Raw genomic sequence first — 15,107 nt, forward strand, 5'->3', positions numbered from 1 at the left:
TCTCTTGCACTCCATAATTATATATTTTAGGAACAGTTATATTTGGCCAACATCTTATACTCCTAATATGATGAATTTTTATTAGGAGATGAAATTACTGCAAATAATATAGCATTTGGTTTTATCAATCCATTATTTTTCTTGTTATCTTTTATTCTCCTTGCAGTGATTTGCGGCTCGGTTTTATTTTGGTATGAGAAGATGTTCAAGCCTCATAGAAAAACGTAAGCCATCATTTATGGTGTTCTAGAGGAGAGGGGCAAGGGAAATTTTAAAGCCTTCTGATTCTTCTTTCTCACAGCCACTATTGGCATTGGGGAAAAGCTGTTATGCAATGTAAACTTTAGAAATAGTCCGGTGAGTGACGTTTCCTGCTTGTGACCGCCACAGAAGTGTGCAAACATGCAAACTCCCTGTTTTTTCTTTACATGATGCTCTCCTTTAGCTGGAGCGAAAGATTAAGATACTAAAGTATAAAAATAACCGCTGACACATATCTCCATGTGACCAAGAAAATTGAGACGAGGCACTGGAGTTGTATTAACGGTATACAAACATGAATATCTAATTTTTGTGGGTGAATTGTGGGTCTGTCCAGAAAGTCAAATCCCCATTGAAAACAAAAAATTATAAACACCGATATATCAACTTTTCTAAAACATTAATGGGGGCGTCAATAAGCCGTAAAAACGACTTATTAGACACCCCCTTAGTATTATAAGGATTATCCAATACTTCCTTCCATTTCAAACTTGATGAGGCGGTTCATTTCAACGGCGTATTCCATTGGCAGCTCTTTTGTGAATGGTTCAATGAATCCCATGACGATCATTTCGGTTGCTTCCTCTTCAGAAATGCCGCGGCTCATGAGATAAAACAGCTGCTCTTCAGATACTTTCGATACTTTTGCTTCATGTTCCAAAGATATATTATCGTTTAAGATTTCATTATATGGAATCGTGTCGGAAGTTGATTGGTTATCCATGATTAATGTGTCGCATTCAATGTTTGCACGTGCTCCATCTGCTTTCCGACCAAAATGGACAATACCTCGGTACGTTACTTTTCCACCTTGTTTCGAGATCGATTTCGAAACAATCGTAGATGAAGTATTCGGCGCTAAATGAAGCATTTTCGCTCCTGCATCTTGATGTTGACCTTTACCGGCAAGGGCAATGGACAATGTCATGCCGCGTGCACCTTCACCTTTCAAAACGACTGCAGGATATTTCATAGTTAATTTCGAACCGATGTTTCCGTCAATCCATTCCATTGTTGCATTTTCTTCACAAACCGCACGTTTCGTTACTAAGTTATACACATTGTTTGCCCAGTTTTGAATCGTTGTATAGCGGCAATAGGCTCCCTTTTTCACAATGATTTCTACAACAGCACTGTGCAGCGAGTTAGTTGTGTAGACAGGCGCCGTACATCCTTCAACATAATGAACGTGGGCACCTTCATCAACTATAATTAACGTCCGTTCAAATTGTCCCATGTTTTCTGAATTAATTCGGAAATATGCTTGCAAAGGCGTATCAACTTTTACTCCAGGCGGAACGTAAATAAATGAACCCCCTGACCAAACTGCAGAGTTTAAAGCGGCAAATTTGTTATCAGTCGGCGGAACGACCGTCGCCCAATATTTTTTAAAGATGTCCTCGTTTTCTTTTAAGGCGCTGTCTGTATCTTTAAAAATGATGCCCATTTTTTCAAGGTCTTCTTTCATATTGTGATACACAACTTCTGATTCGTATTGGGCAGAAACACCTGCTAAATATTTTTGTTCCGCTTCAGGAATTCCGAGCTTATCAAAAGTGCGTTTAATTTCTTCTGGAACTTCATCCCAAGAACGTCCTGAGTGTTCAGAAGGTTTTACGTAATAAGTAATTTCATCGAAATCTAAAGCAGACAAATCGCCGCCCCATTGAGGCATTGGCATTTTATAAAAATGGTCTAAAGCTTTCAAGCGGAATTGCAGCATCCACTCAGGCTCATTTTTCATTTTCGAAATTTGTTCAACAATTTCTCTTGTCAATCCGCGTTCTGCTCGGTATATAGAAACGTCTTTATCGACAAAGCCATACTTATAATCGCCTATTTCAGGCATTTTTTTCGCCATACTTTCTCACTCCAATCTAATTTAAATTTTATCACTCGACTTCAGATCGCACACCTTTTTCCATCGCTTTCCAGGCAAGCGTTGCACATTTGATTCGAGCTGGAAATTTTGAAACGCCTTGCAATGCTTCAATATCTCCTAAATCAATATCATCATCGTATTCCTTGCCTTGCATCATATCGGAGAAGATTTTAGAAAGCTTAAGAGCATTTTCAATCGTTTGTCCTTTGATCGCTTCGGTCATCATGGATGCCGATGACATCGAAATGGAGCAGCCTTCCCCTTCAAACTTCGCATCGATGACTTTTCCATCCTCAATTTTCATTGTCAAATGAATTCTATCACCGCAGGTTGGATTGTTCATGTCAACCGTAACGCTGTCTTGAAGAGAGCCTTTATTTCTAGGATTTTTATAGTGATCCATAATGACTTGACGATACAATGTGTCAAGATTATCAAATGACATTGCCGAAATACTCCTTTGTTTTTTGAATTGCGCGAATGAATAAATCAATTTCTTCTTCAGTATTATATAGATAAAAGCTCGCCCGTGCTGTCGCTGATACTTCTAAGCATTTCATCAATGGCTGGGCGCAATGGTGCCCGGCTCGGATCGCAATACCTTCCGCATCCAGAACAGTTGCCACGTCGTGAGGATGAATGCCTTCGAGGTTGAAGGTAACGAGCCCAGCCCGTTCTTTCGGTCCGTAAATTGTCATGCCTTCAATATTTGAGCATTGCTCCAATGCATATTGGGCAAGTCTATGTTCATGATTGAAAATATTCTCAAGTCCAATTTCTTCTAAAAAGTCAATTGCTGCGGCTAATCCAACTGCTCCGGCAATAATTGGTGTACCAGCTTCAAATTTCCATGGGAGCTCCTTCCATGTAGATTCATATAAACCGACAAAATCAATCATCTCTCCGCCGGTTTCAACCGGTTCCATATTTTCGAGCAGCTCTTTTTTTCCGTATAGAACACCGATTCCTGTCGGAGCACACATTTTATGTCCCGAGAAAGCAAGAAAATCACAATTTAAATCTTGAACATCAATTTTCATATGTGGTGCTCCTTGAGCAGCATCTACGACAAGAACAGCTCCGTTTTGATGAGCAATTTCGCCTATTTCTTTTACTGGATTGATCGTGCCAAGAACATTGGATACGAGCGCAATCGAAACAATTTTCGTATTGGCTGTAATCGTATTTCGAACATCACTTAACGAGATAGTTCCGTCTTCTTTTAGTGGTATATATTTTAACGTAGCTCCTGTTTCTTTTGCAACTTGCTGCCATGGAATTAAATTGGCATGATGCTCCATGTACGTAATGACAATTTCATCGCCTTCATTTAAATTGGCCCTTCCATAGCTCTGTGCCACCATATTTAGTCCTGTTGTTGTTCCCCGTGTAAAAATAATTTCCTGGACGGATTTTGCGTTAATAAATTGACGAACTCTTTCCCGTGAACCTTCATAGGCATCTGTAGCTTTTGTACCAAGTGTATGAACACCGCGATGCACATTTGAATTGTACTCGCGGTAGTATTTTGTGATTGCATCAATGACGACATTTGGCTTTTGCGATGTTGCAGCATTATCCAAATAAACTAAATCGCGGCCGTTGACCTTTTGACTAAGGATCGGGAACTGTTTGCGAATTTCTTTAATATCCATTACCGAACTTTCCTTTCAATAACCTCTGTCAATTGGTTTTTTACACTTTCAATCGGCATTTGTCTTACAACAGGATCTAAAAATCCATGAATAATTAATCGCTCAGCCTCCGATTTTGAAATTCCTCTGCTCATTAAATAGTAGAGCTGAATCGGGTCAACACGTCCCACAGATGCGGCATGGCCGGCGACAACATCATCTTCATCAATGAGCAAAATCGGATTTGCGTCTCCTCTTGCCTTTTCACTTAACATTAAAACGCGGGATTCCTGCTCAGCATTTGATTTCGATGCACCGTGCTCAATTTTGCCGATGCCGTTAAAAATGGACGTCGCACTGTCTTTCATAACACCATGTTTTAAAATGTTGCCTTCGGTATGTTTGCCAAAGTGAACGACCTTCGTCGTAAAGTTTTGAATCTGGCTTCCTCTCCCAACAACAACTGTTTTTGTATCGCCTATAGAACCGTCTCCGACAAGATTTGTTGTGTTTTCAGAAATCGTATTGCCGTCATTCATTAATCCTAATGCCCAAAGAATTTTTGCATCGCGTCCAGCAACCCCGCGGCGGTTCACATATGTTGTGATGTTTTCAGTCAGATTGTCAACCGCACCGTAAGAAACTTTCGCATTAGTATTGGCGATAACTTCGGTAATTAAATTAAACACAGCACCCTCTGTTTCGGTGGTCGAGATGTAGTTTTCGACATACGTAACAGAACTATTATCATCCGCAACGATGATCACATGATTAAACAAATTGGCTTCAGGGTTTTCATGTATAAAAACCGCCTGAAGAGGCTTTTCCACTTCTACATTTTTCGGCACATACACAAAGACCCCGCCGTTTAAATAGGCTGCATGCAAAGCTGTCAGCCGATGTTCATCAATTTTTACTCCATCTTTCATAAAATATTGCTTAAGCAAGTCTCCGTGTTCCTTCGCAGCCGTGTGAATGTCAGTAAAAATAACTCCTTTTTCTTTCAAATCTTCAGAGACTGTCAAAAAGGCAGGTGTATTGTCACGTTGTATATAAAGATTTTTATGTTCTTCATCTGCCTCAATAAGCGTTTTTACTTCTTCCGGCAGCTCATCAAGAGAAGATAGAGTGCTGCTGGAAACGACATGTTTAGAAAACTGTGAGAAATTCCATTTGTCGATTTTGGTTTTATCCGGCTTTGGCAATGGAAGCTCTTCAGCTTTTGCAAGAGCAAGCAAGCGAAGATCTTTCAGCCAGTCCGGTTCTCCTAACTGTTTGGAGAAATTTTCTATATATTTCTGGTCAAACGGTAGTTTCGTTTCTACAGTCATTTTGATCCTCCTAACGCTTACGCTTCTTGCCCTACTGTTTCGTCTTCGATGCCTAATTCCTTTTTAATCCAGTCATATCCTTCTGCTTCAAGACGCTGAGCTAGTTCTGCTCCGCCGGATTTCACGATTCTTCCTTGCATCATAACATGAACAAAATCTGGTGTAATATAGTTTAACAGACGTTGATAGTGTGTAATAATCAGGCAGCCAAACTCAGGGCTCCGCATTTCGTTGATACCTTTGGAAACAATTTTCAACGCATCAATATCTAAGCCTGAATCAATTTCGTCCAAGATGGCAATCTTAGGCTCAAGCATCATTAATTGAAGTATTTCATTCCGTTTTTTCTCACCGCCCGAGAATCCTTCATTTAAATATCGCTGCGCCATCCCTTGATCCATTTCAAGAAATTCCATTTTTTCATCCATTTTGCGAATAAATTTCATTAAAGAAATTTCGTTGCCTTCGCCTCGGCGGGCGTTGATAGCTGAACGCAAGAAATCAGCATTTGTGACTCCGCTGATCTCACTTGGATATTGCATGGCAAGAAAAAGTCCTGCACGCGCACGCTCATCTACTTCCATCTCAAGCACATCTTGTCCGTCGAGGGTTATGGATCCTTGTGTCACTTCATATTTTGGATGTCCCATGATCGCGGAGGAAAGAGTTGATTTTCCTGTTCCGTTCGGCCCCATGATCGCATGAATTTCTCCGCCTTTTATTTCAAGGTTCACACCTTTTAAAATTTCTTTCCCTTCTACGGAAACATGCAAATCTTTAATCGTTAATGTAGATCCTGACATAACCAATACCTCCATTAATCTATAGGTCAAATATTAATATCATTCTCAATTTATTCTCATTATTATTTTATAACAAATTAAAAGTGAATACAACCTTTTAATATCTCACAACATTATTCATATTACCAAATTTTTAGGAACAAAGTATATAGTCATCTTAGTATCATTCAAACAAACTTGTTGTATGTATTCAATAAAAAGAAAAACCAGTCTTTGCCGACTGGCTGATTTAGTTTAGCGTAGACAAAAACAATTTCCCTTTCAGATTAGCTGTTACAATTTGGCTGCTGCGGTAATTTCGTTCTCTTTTTCTTTCAACCTTCATTCGCTTCTTATGTGTTCTCCTATATTCGTTATATCCCATTCCGTGAAATTGATGCATTGCTTTTTCCATTTCAGACGTAAATTTAATGTCTATCATTTCTTGGTTTAAATAAATAATGAACCAATCCTTTCATTTTTTATACAATTTAATGTTAGCAATGATTGCAACTTGAAAGCAACCTGCTGTATCGCTGATTAAAACAGCTTAAAACCCATTTTAAGCCAATGAGAAAGGATTAAAGGTTCAATCTTACAAATGCTCAAAAATACTGAAAATTACATCTTTATTTGTTTTTCATGCAAAACATTCCGTTCTAAATGCGGCCGCTAAGCTCATCACAAGTCCTTCTTCGAAAGATGGTGCAAATCCTGCTGCTTCATATATTTCCTTTCGGCTGCATTCCCGCTGGAGAGAAAAAATACAATATTCATCTTGCATTTGACAATGATCTTTCATGCTATTGATAGCTCAACCTTTTTGAAACAAGCAATTGTAAAATTATGTTGAGTAAATGCCCCATTCCCTTTCTTATGTTCTGCTGAAGCGCTTAATTGAAATGAACAGCACTTTCTATTTGCTTTTTTGGCGGCATAAATTTCACCTAAGTTCGTACATTTTCTCAAATGAAATTTTGTCCAAACAATACCAGCTCAGCTTGGTCCAAAAAAAGAAGCTGCGCGTAAATATGCACAGCTTCCCAATTGATTATTCAGCAGGAATAACGGAGCCTTGATAATTTGTTTGAATAAATTCTTTAATTTCATCTGATTGTAACACTTCTACAAGAGCTTTAATTTTTTCAGAGTCTTTATCTTCACTGCGGACAGCAATGACGTTTACATACGGATTGTCTTTTGGCGATTCAAGAGCAATGGCATCTTTTGATGGGTCAAGTCCTGCATCCAGAGCAAAGTTCCCGTTAATTAATACAGCGTCGCCTTCATTGTTTTCATAAGCTTTCGTCAACATTGGCGCTTCGATGTCTGTTTTGAATTTCAAATTCTTTTTGTTTTCTGCTATGTCATCAACTGTCGCTTTCGTTTTATCAACGCCATCTTTCAGCTTAATTAAACCTTTTTCCTCCAGCATTGACAGCATGCGTCCATGGTCAGCAACTGAGTTACTCATGATAATAGTAGCTCCATCCGGAAGCTCCTCTAAAGATTTATATTTTTTTGAATATACGCCAATTGGCTCAATATGAATTCCGCCGGCATTGACAAAATCATATCCATGTTCTTGTTTCTGTGCTTCAAGGTAAGGGATATGCTGGAAGTAGTTTGCATCAATATCCTTTTCCGCTAAAGCTTTATTCGGCAATACATAATCAGTGAATTCTTCAATTTCCAATTTATATCCTTTTTTCTCAAGAAGCGGTTTTGCTTCTTCTAAAATTTCTGCATGTGGAACAGGAGATGCGCCAACTTTAATTACTTCATTTTTCTCATTGTCAGAGCCGCCGGAGCTGCCTCCCTGATTACTTCCACCTCCGCAAGCAGAAGCAAATATCATCGTCGCACCTAAAACAGTCGCTAAAAGCCATTTTTTCATATTATTCTCCTCCTTCGTTTAACGCTTATCAATTGCTCTTGTAATCATATCGCCGATCAATTGGATGATAAATACAATAATCAATATGAGTACAGTTGCAACAAATGTTACATCACTATGATTACGCTGAAATCCTTCTAAATAGGCAAGGTTTCCAAGACCACCGGCACCAATGGCGCCTGCCATGGCTGTATAACCTACCAACGCAATTGCTGTGACAGTTATTCCTGAAACTAAAGCAGGCATCGATTCTGGAAGCAGTACCTTGAAAATAATTGTGCTCATTGTAGCTCCCATCGATTTTGCAGCTTCAATCACCCCCTTGTCAACTTCCCTCAGTGCAATTTCCACCATCCTTCCATAAAAAGGCGCAGCACCAATGATGAGTGCAGGAAGTGCAGCATTAGCACCTAAAATGGTACCAACGATTGCTTTTGTAAAAGGAAGCAGCAAAATGATCAAAATAATGAAAGGAATTGAACGGAATACATTGACAACTGCTGCAACAAACGAGTGGATAAACCGATTTTCCCACATGTTCCCCTTTGACGTTAAAAACAATAAAAGACCTAAAATAATTCCGAGAAAAAATGTAGCAAATACAGAAACAGCTGTCATATAAACCGTTTCATAAGTTGCATCAATGACTTTGTCCCATTTTACATTTGGCAACAATGTCTCAAACATTCGCAATCACCTCCAGCTCCACTTGTTGATTGCGAATAAATTCAATGGCTTGTTCAACTGTAGTTTCATCTCCATCAAAATGGATGATTAACGTTCCGTAGGATCCACTTTGAGTTTGTGAAATTTTCCCTTGCAAAATATTAACCTCTACATCGAACTCTTTAATGATTTTTGAAATCATAGGCTGCTCCGCTCTGTCTCCTACAAAGGTAAGTTTGACAACCTTTCCATGCTTGTACTTTTCAAGCAGGTAATCAATCGTTTCCATTGTTTCATCAGGTTCTGTAACTTGTTTAACAAATCGTTTTGTAATGTTAGCCTTCGGATTTCGGAAAACCGTCAACACATCACCATGTTCAACAATCTTCCCGTTTTCCATCACAGCCACTCTATGACAAATTTTTCGAATTACATGCATTTCATGGGTGATCAAAACAATCGTTAAACCTAATCGCTTGTTAATATCTACAAGCAAATCTAGGATGGAATCAGTCGTTTGAGGATCTAAAGCAGAAGTCGCCTCATCGCACAAAAGAACTTTCGGATTGTTCGCAAGAGCTCTTGCAATGCCGACTCTTTGTTTTTGTCCTCCGCTCAATTGCGAGGGATATGCATCTTCTTTTCCTTCTAAACCTACTAGTTTAATAAGTTCATCAACTCTTTTGAGCCGATCGCTTTTCTTCATGCCGGCAATTTCTAATGGAAAAGCGATGTTCTCCCGCACTGTTCTTGACCACAATAGATTAAAATGCTGAAAGATCATACTAATCTCTTTTCTGGCGGATCTCAGTTCTTTTCCTTTAATTTGGTCTATTCTTTTTCCCGCCACTTCAACTGTCCCATTTGTTGGCTTTTCAAGACCATTTAACAAGCGTATTAATGTACTCTTCCCAGCACCGCTGTATCCGATGATCCCAAAAATTTCTCCGCTCTGGATTTGAAGATCAACTTGATCGACAGCTTTTACTTGGCTATGATTCGTATGATAAATTTTTGTAACACCGTTGAGAGAAATCATGTTTACACCTTCTTTCACACATGCAGCAGCTTCGGTTTAATACTAAAAGCCTTCCTGCACAGCTGCAGAAAGGCACGATTACATTCAATTGACCTTCCTTTTTTTCAACGCAATTGTAGACAAAGCTTTATTGTACATGTGCACCCGCTATTTTTCTATTAAAACATTATTTTAAACAATACAAACTAACTGGGAGAGATTGTACCATTCAACAAACATTGTGTCAATATATTCTTTTCCGATATATTTACTCTATTTTAACCTGTTAGGCCAATAAAGACAAGACAGATTCTAATCTTAAAATATCCCGAAATCTCCCCTCAACTTTTACTGCTTTCAATTTCATTAGTTGTTGGAGCTTTAGCTGGCCTGTAATGAGCTCTTCCATTTGCTCTTCATTTCCTATAATTTTTACATCAATGGATTCGATATTTCCATCAACTCGTCTTAATCCTTCCAAATCCAATTGATAACAATAAATGCTTTGGCCAAACTCAAAAGCAATAAACATAGGATGTGCCGGAAATAAAGGCTTTAAAAAATGATGATCATTTGCCTTTTCTAATAAAAAATCAAACATTGACAACCCCCCAGCAAATATTTTATTTTACTCATTCTTTCTAGCTTTCCTTCTTCCTGCTGGGAGTTGTCGACGCTTTCTAGAAAAAACTGACATATTTCTCAGGAAATATAATTATATGGTAGAAAAACTTTTTAACTTTTGATATAAATAGTCAATAGAATGAAACGCATATATTTTTTCGGCAATTTGTCCTTTTTCAAAGATCAATAAACATGGAACACTTTCAATTTTCCATTTTTCAGCAAATTCAGGGATATAATTCAAATCTTTCGTATATATGTTTATGGAAGGAATGATTTTTTCTACAATTTCCAGCATGCTTTTAGCTAATTTACACGTCCCGCAAAAAGGTGTATATAAAAATATAATGGTTTGCTCTTCATCGCTAATCGCATCTAATTGCTCTTTTGTTATTTCAATCATTGAACACACTCCACATTTATGATAAATATCTTGCATGTACATCAATATTTGCTCTCAGCAAAACGGCGGCAATATGCTGTTCAGGTGCGGATGCAACTTGACGGTACATTTTGTCTATATATAAATGGTTGGCTTCCGGAAGCTCCCGCTTAATTTGTTTTCTCAATTTTTCTCCTGCTTCATCCGCATCGACTAAAATATAAACATCCTTGAAAAATAAGCTTTCCGCCAATTCATCGAGCTTGGACAAGCTTAACGTGCCATTTGTACAAATAATCTCAGCAGGTTCATTAATAATTTTCTCTACTTTTTTCTTATCAGACTTTCCTTCAACAATGATAACTTTCTCAATCTCTATCAGTGCCATTGTTATCACCTGCTTATAGATGCTTTTTGATATATACTTATTCTAAATGAAGTGGTTGATTCCTTCACACAAAATACTTTGATTGTCCGCACTTTTCCATTTATAAAGAAAAGGAAACCCCCTTCTCAAAGGGAGACGGGGGTTTCATATTAGTCTTCTTTTACCATTTCTTCATATTCTTCAGCTGTCATTAATTTTTCAACATCTTGAATGTCATTTGGTTCAACAACAATCATCCAAGCCTTTTCATAAGGAGATTCATTTACATATTCAGGATTGTCATCCAATTCCTCATTCACTTCAACAACTTTTCCGCTGATAGGGGCATAAAGCTCAGAAACTGTTTTCACTGATTCAACGCTTCCGAAAGGTTCGTCAGCGACTATTTCATCTCCAACTTCTGGAAGTTCAACAAATACGATGTCACCGAGTTCAGACTGCGCAAAATCAGTGATCCCAATTCTTACTTTGTCACCTTCCACCTTTACCCATTCATGCTCTTCAGAATAACGCAATTCTTTTGGTGTATTCAATGTCATTCCCTCCAATTATCATTTTTATATAAGAATTCTATTTAAATAGAATCTTTTCTAAATTTAATTTCCCCAAATCTTCTCAAATTCCTCTTCTTTAAAGCCAACGGTCACCTTTTCCCCATCGGTAACAATCGGCCGCTTAATGAGCATACCGTCTGATGCGAGCAAATCAAAGAGCTCCTCATCTGTTGCTGTTTTTACTTTTTCTTTTAAACCTAATTGACGATATTTTTGACCGCTCGTGTTAAAAAACTTTTTTAACTCCAATCCGCTCTTTTCATAAAAGGATTTTAACTCTTCTTTAGAAGGAGGATTTTCCACGATATGTATTTCACGAAAATCAATTCCGTGATCTTCCAGCCATTTTTTCGCTTTTCTGCAAGTTCCGCACTTCGGATACCAGTACATTGTTAAAGCCATTCCTTCTCACCTCCTTCATACAACACCAATAATATTTTATCATATCCGAATTGGACAAACATAATAACTTGATCAATAAATTTTTGGAGCTGTCCAGAAAGTCAAATCCCCATTGAAAACAAAAGATCATAAACACCAATATATCAACGTTTCTAAAACATTAAAGGGGGTGTCAATTAGCCGTAAAAACGACTTATTAGACACCCCTAAGTCCCGCAGCTATACTATATATTTTTCCTCTTCAATCACTCTAGCTGCAATTTGGCGTTTTTTCTTAATGACATTTACAGGGATTTGTCGCATCAATTTTTTTAGAGCAGAGAGAAGAATCCGCAAGTCGTCTCCTTCCTCGATCGCAACAATCGTTTCTTTTGCATTCGCCTCTAATTCCTGAAACGCTTCTTGCACAAACACTTGTGTATAAAGAAGCTTCTGTTTATTCTTTTCTTCTCCTGAGTTCACAATGGCCTTTTCTGTGCGCAAAATAGCGGATTCCATCGCATAAACGTTATTTACCGCATCCGCGATATTTGCAAGAATCTCTTGTTCCTGCTGCAAGGATTGGCCAAATTTTTGAGCTGCAGCACCTGCCAGCAAAAGCGTCACTCTTTTCGCTTGTTTCAACAAATATTTTTCTTGCTCCAATACGCCATCGCCGATTTCTTCCGGCATCCATGTCAACAGTTCTTTTTGAAGGCTTTGTGCTTTTTGAAGAAGAGGTAGCTCCCCTTTCATTGCTTTTTTCAAAAACATTCCCGGAACAAGCAAGCGGTTGATTTCATTCGTTCCTTCAAAAATGCGGTTAATTCTGGAGTCGCGATAGGCCCTTTCCACTTCATATTCCGCCATGTATCCGTATCCGCCATGAATTTGAACTCCTTCATCCGCTATATAATCAAGCGTTTCAGAACCGAATACTTTGTTTAATGAGCATTCGATCGCATATTCAGCAATCGATTGGGCAACAGCATTTCCATCCTTTTGCTCTTCAGGTGTTAAATAACTCATCCGGTCATCAAACAATCCAACCGTTCGATAGACTGAGCTTTCCATTGCATAAAGCTTCAGCGCCATATTGGCCAACTTTTCTTGGATTAACGGAAATTGGGCTATCGGCCGTCCAAATTGTTTCCTTTGCACCGCATATTTGACCGACAATTCGATGATGCGCTTGCAGGCTCCGATTGCCCCGACGGCTAATTTGTATCGTCCGATATTTAAAATATTGAAGGCAATTTTATGCCCTTTGCCGATTTCCCCTAAAACATTTTCTTTTGGCACTAAAACGTTGTCTAAGATCAATGTCCTTGTTGAAGAGCTTTTGATCCCCATTTTCTTTTCCTCAGGACCTGTTGAAACACCCGGAAAATCTCTTTCAACAATAAATGCTGTGAAATGTTTGCCGTCCACCTTTGCATACACGATAAAAACATCTGCAAAAGCTGAATTTGTGATCCATTGTTTTTCTCCGTTTAAAATATAATGTGTTCCTGCCTCATTTAGCTTCGCTGTAGTTTTTGCACCAAGAGCATCTGATCCTGATCCTGGTTCCGTTAATGCATATGCAGCGATTTTTTCACCGACTGCAAGGCTGGGCAAATATTTTTTCTTCTGTTCTTCATTTCCAAACAATACAATTGGAAGCGAGCCAATGCCTACATGGGCTCCAAATGTAATTGAGAAGCCCCCTGCGCGGGAAAATTGTTCTGCAATAAGAGCAGAGCTTACTTTATCAAGACCTAGTCCGGAATATTCTTCTGGAATATCTGCGGCGAGCAGACCAAGTTCGCCAGCTTGCTTGAGCAATTTCACCGAAATATCAAATTCATGGTTTTCAAGACGGTCAATAAAAGGAACAACCTCGTTCAGGACAAAATCTTCAGCTGTTTTCGCAATCATTTTATGTTCTTCTGTACAGTCTTCCGGCGTGAAGATCCGATCAAAAGGAATTTCTTCCATGATGAAGCTTCCGCCCTTTATATAGGCCTCTGTTTTGTTTGCCACCCAATATTCCCCCTTTTGGATTCATAAATAAGTTCGAAGACTCCATGTCATTTTCCATCATGTTTAGAAAACCTAACCTTTTGGTTTTTTATAGAAGCTCGAAAACTCCCGCTGCACCCATTCCGCCGCCGATACACATCGTCACCAATCCAAATTGTTCATTTCTTCTTCTCATTTCGTGGATAAGAGTTAATGTCAATTTTGCACCTGTACATCCAAGAGGATGTCCAAGAGCTATGGCACCTCCGTTTACGTTTACTTTCTCTTCGTCTAATTTGAGTTCTCTAATTACTTGAATCGCTTGTGAAGCAAATGCTTCGTTTAATTCAATGAGTCCAATATCGGAAAGTTCAAGACCCGCTAATTCAAGCGCTTTTGGCACCGCAACGACAGGACCTATTCCCATCACTTCAGGCGGCACTCCTCCTACAGCAAAAGAACGGAATTTGGCCAGCGGCTTTAGCTGAAGCTCTTCCGCTTTTTTTCGATCCATTACCATAACGGCAGCCGCTCCGTCGCTCATTTGCGAAGAATTTCCCGCCGTTACAGATCCGTTTACTGCAAATACCGGTTTTAAAGATGAAAGAACCTCTTTTGTTGTTTCTGGTCGAACCCCTTCATCTTTGCGAAATATTGTTTTTTTCTCCTGCAGCTTGTTATTAGCATCAACTGTTCGGTTCGTGATTTCTACAGGAACGATTTCTTCAGCAAATGCTTCGTTTTGAATTGCTAATGCTGCTTTTTGGTGGCTCCGCACAGCAAATTCATCTTGTTCCTCTCGACTGATATTGTATTTTTGTGCGACCTGCTCGGCTGTATGTCCCATGCTCATGTAATATTCAGGCGCTTCCTCGGCAAGCTTTGCATTTGGCCGCAATACATTTCCAGTCATTGGAACAAGACTCATTGATTCTGTTCCTCCTGCGATAATGACTTCCGCATGCCCAAGCATGATCCGTTCAGCTGCATAAGCAATAGCCTGCAGCCCTGAAGAACAAAACCTGTTAATGGTTATTCCCGGCACTGTATAGGGGAGCCCTGCCAGCGCCGCGATATTTCTTGCAATGTTTAAGCCTTGTTCTGCCTCAGGCATAGCACAACCAATAATGACATCATCAATATGTCCGTCATAGCTTCCGGCCCGCTTCAATGTTTCCTTTACTACTAATGCTCCTAAATCATCCGGTCGTATGTTGGCTAATGCCCCTTTTTTTGCTTTTCCAACCGGTGTCCTAGCACCAGCGACAATGACAGCTTCCCTCATTTTTCTAACTCCTTTCTG

15 protein-coding genes are annotated in these 15,107 nt (G+C 39.1%); all 15 read right to left on the reverse strand.

Going from position 1 to position 15,107, the window contains the following annotated elements; translation table 11 throughout:
* Nucleotides 1-724 precede the first annotated feature (724 nt).
* On the reverse strand, nt 725-2,122 hold the full coding sequence (gene sufB, locus NSQ94_RS14880) for a Fe-S cluster assembly protein SufB (protein WP_063386926.1): 1,398 nt from the start codon (nt 2,120-2,122) through the stop codon (nt 725-727).
* 31 nt (nt 2,123-2,153) lie between these two features.
* Complete coding sequence (sufU, locus tag NSQ94_RS14885; protein WP_063386927.1) at nt 2,154-2,588, reverse strand: Fe-S cluster assembly sulfur transfer protein SufU; 435 nt, start codon at nt 2,586-2,588, stop codon at nt 2,154-2,156.
* Complete coding sequence (locus tag NSQ94_RS14890; RefSeq protein ID WP_063386928.1) at nt 2,578-3,798, reverse strand: cysteine desulfurase; 1,221 nt, start codon at nt 3,796-3,798, stop codon at nt 2,578-2,580. Before NSQ94_RS14890 ends, sufU begins: the two co-directional genes overlap by 11 nt.
* Nucleotides 3,798-5,108 carry a Fe-S cluster assembly protein SufD gene (gene sufD, locus NSQ94_RS14895; protein ID WP_063386929.1) on the reverse strand — a complete coding sequence of 437 codons (1,311 nt, stop codon included), beginning with the start codon at nt 5,106-5,108 and terminating at the stop codon, nt 3,798-3,800. Before sufD ends, NSQ94_RS14890 begins: the two co-directional genes overlap by 1 nt.
* A 17-nt stretch (nt 5,109-5,125) precedes the next feature.
* Nucleotides 5,126-5,911 carry a Fe-S cluster assembly ATPase SufC gene (gene sufC, locus NSQ94_RS14900; protein WP_063386930.1) on the reverse strand — a complete coding sequence of 262 codons (786 nt, stop codon included), beginning with the start codon at nt 5,909-5,911 and terminating at the stop codon, nt 5,126-5,128.
* Nucleotides 5,912-6,941: 1,030 nt separating this feature from the next.
* Complete coding sequence (locus tag NSQ94_RS14905) at nt 6,942-7,787, reverse strand: MetQ/NlpA family ABC transporter substrate-binding protein (protein WP_063386932.1); 846 nt, start codon at nt 7,785-7,787, stop codon at nt 6,942-6,944.
* A gap of 18 nt (nt 7,788-7,805) precedes the next feature.
* Nucleotides 7,806-8,474, reverse strand: a complete 669-nt coding sequence (locus NSQ94_RS14910; RefSeq protein WP_066249196.1) for a methionine ABC transporter permease — start codon at nt 8,472-8,474, stop codon at nt 7,806-7,808.
* Nucleotides 8,467-9,492: a methionine ABC transporter ATP-binding protein gene (locus NSQ94_RS14915; RefSeq protein WP_063386934.1), complete on the reverse strand. Its 1,026-nt coding sequence runs from the start codon at nt 9,490-9,492 to the stop codon at nt 8,467-8,469. The genes NSQ94_RS14910 and NSQ94_RS14915 overlap by 8 nt, the downstream gene beginning before the upstream one ends.
* A 265-nt stretch (nt 9,493-9,757) precedes the next feature.
* A complete protein-coding gene (locus NSQ94_RS14920; protein WP_339211058.1) occupies nt 9,758-10,072 on the reverse strand; it encodes an SCP2 sterol-binding domain-containing protein in 315 nt (104 codons plus the stop codon).
* 114 nt (nt 10,073-10,186) lie between these two features.
* Nucleotides 10,187-10,498 carry a thioredoxin family protein gene (locus NSQ94_RS14925; protein WP_063386936.1) on the reverse strand — a complete coding sequence of 104 codons (312 nt, stop codon included), beginning with the start codon at nt 10,496-10,498 and terminating at the stop codon, nt 10,187-10,189.
* Nucleotides 10,499-10,514: 16 nt separating this feature from the next.
* A complete protein-coding gene (locus NSQ94_RS14930; protein ID WP_063386937.1) occupies nt 10,515-10,865 on the reverse strand; it encodes a toprim domain-containing protein in 351 nt (116 codons plus the stop codon).
* Nucleotides 10,866-11,014: 149 nt separating this feature from the next.
* Nucleotides 11,015-11,398: a glycine cleavage system protein GcvH gene (gcvH, locus tag NSQ94_RS14935; RefSeq protein WP_063386938.1), complete on the reverse strand. Its 384-nt coding sequence runs from the start codon at nt 11,396-11,398 to the stop codon at nt 11,015-11,017.
* A gap of 63 nt (nt 11,399-11,461) precedes the next feature.
* The gene (locus NSQ94_RS14940) at nt 11,462-11,821 is read right to left on the reverse strand and encodes an arsenate reductase family protein (protein WP_066249190.1); all 360 of its coding nucleotides are present in this window, start codon (nt 11,819-11,821) and stop codon (nt 11,462-11,464) included.
* Between the two features lie 219 nt (nt 11,822-12,040).
* The gene (locus tag NSQ94_RS14945; protein ID WP_063386989.1) at nt 12,041-13,780 is read right to left on the reverse strand and encodes an acyl-CoA dehydrogenase family protein; all 1,740 of its coding nucleotides are present in this window, start codon (nt 13,778-13,780) and stop codon (nt 12,041-12,043) included.
* Between the two features lie 133 nt (nt 13,781-13,913).
* Entirely contained in the window at nt 13,914-15,089 is a 1,176-nt protein-coding gene (locus tag NSQ94_RS14950) for an acetyl-CoA C-acetyltransferase (protein ID WP_066249187.1), read from the reverse strand.
* Nucleotides 15,090-15,107 lie beyond the last annotated feature (18 nt).

Source organism: Aeribacillus sp. FSL K6-2833 (genome assembly GCF_037965815.1).
GTDB lineage: Bacteria > Bacillota > Bacilli > Bacillales > Aeribacillaceae > Aeribacillus > Aeribacillus composti.

Excerpts from the sequence above, each read along its gene's own strand:
- sufB (WP_063386926.1), bottom strand. The coding sequence starts at position 2,122 with ATGGCGAAAAAAATGCCTGAAATAGGCGATTATAAGTATGGCTTTGTC.
- sufU (WP_063386927.1), bottom strand. The coding sequence starts at position 2,588 with ATGTCATTTGATAATCTTGACACATTGTATCGTCAAGTCATTATGGAT.
- NSQ94_RS14890 (WP_063386928.1), bottom strand. The coding sequence starts at position 3,798 with ATGGATATTAAAGAAATTCGCAAACAGTTCCCGATCCTTAGTCAAAAG.
- sufD (WP_063386929.1), bottom strand. The coding sequence starts at position 5,108 with ATGACTGTAGAAACGAAACTACCGTTTGACCAGAAATATATAGAAAAT.
- sufC (WP_063386930.1), bottom strand. The coding sequence starts at position 5,911 with ATGTCAGGATCTACATTAACGATTAAAGATTTGCATGTTTCCGTAGAA.
- NSQ94_RS14905 (WP_063386932.1), bottom strand. The coding sequence starts at position 7,787 with ATGAAAAAATGGCTTTTAGCGACTGTTTTAGGTGCGACGATGATATTT.
- NSQ94_RS14910 (WP_066249196.1), bottom strand. The coding sequence starts at position 8,474 with ATGTTTGAGACATTGTTGCCAAATGTAAAATGGGACAAAGTCATTGAT.
- NSQ94_RS14915 (WP_063386934.1), bottom strand. The coding sequence starts at position 9,492 with ATGATTTCTCTCAACGGTGTTACAAAAATTTATCATACGAATCATAGC.
- NSQ94_RS14920 (WP_339211058.1), bottom strand. The coding sequence starts at position 10,072 with ATGTTTGATTTTTTATTAGAAAAGGCAAATGATCATCATTTTTTAAAG.
- NSQ94_RS14925 (WP_063386936.1), bottom strand. The coding sequence starts at position 10,498 with ATGATTGAAATAACAAAAGAGCAATTAGATGCGATTAGCGATGAAGAG.
- NSQ94_RS14930 (WP_063386937.1), bottom strand. The coding sequence starts at position 10,865 with ATGGCACTGATAGAGATTGAGAAAGTTATCATTGTTGAAGGAAAGTCT.
- NSQ94_RS14940 (WP_066249190.1), bottom strand. The coding sequence starts at position 11,821 with ATGGCTTTAACAATGTACTGGTATCCGAAGTGCGGAACTTGCAGAAAA.
- NSQ94_RS14945 (WP_063386989.1), bottom strand. The coding sequence starts at position 13,780 with ATGGAAGAAATTCCTTTTGATCGGATCTTCACGCCGGAAGACTGTACA.
- NSQ94_RS14950 (WP_066249187.1), bottom strand. The coding sequence starts at position 15,089 with ATGAGGGAAGCTGTCATTGTCGCTGGTGCTAGGACACCGGTTGGAAAA.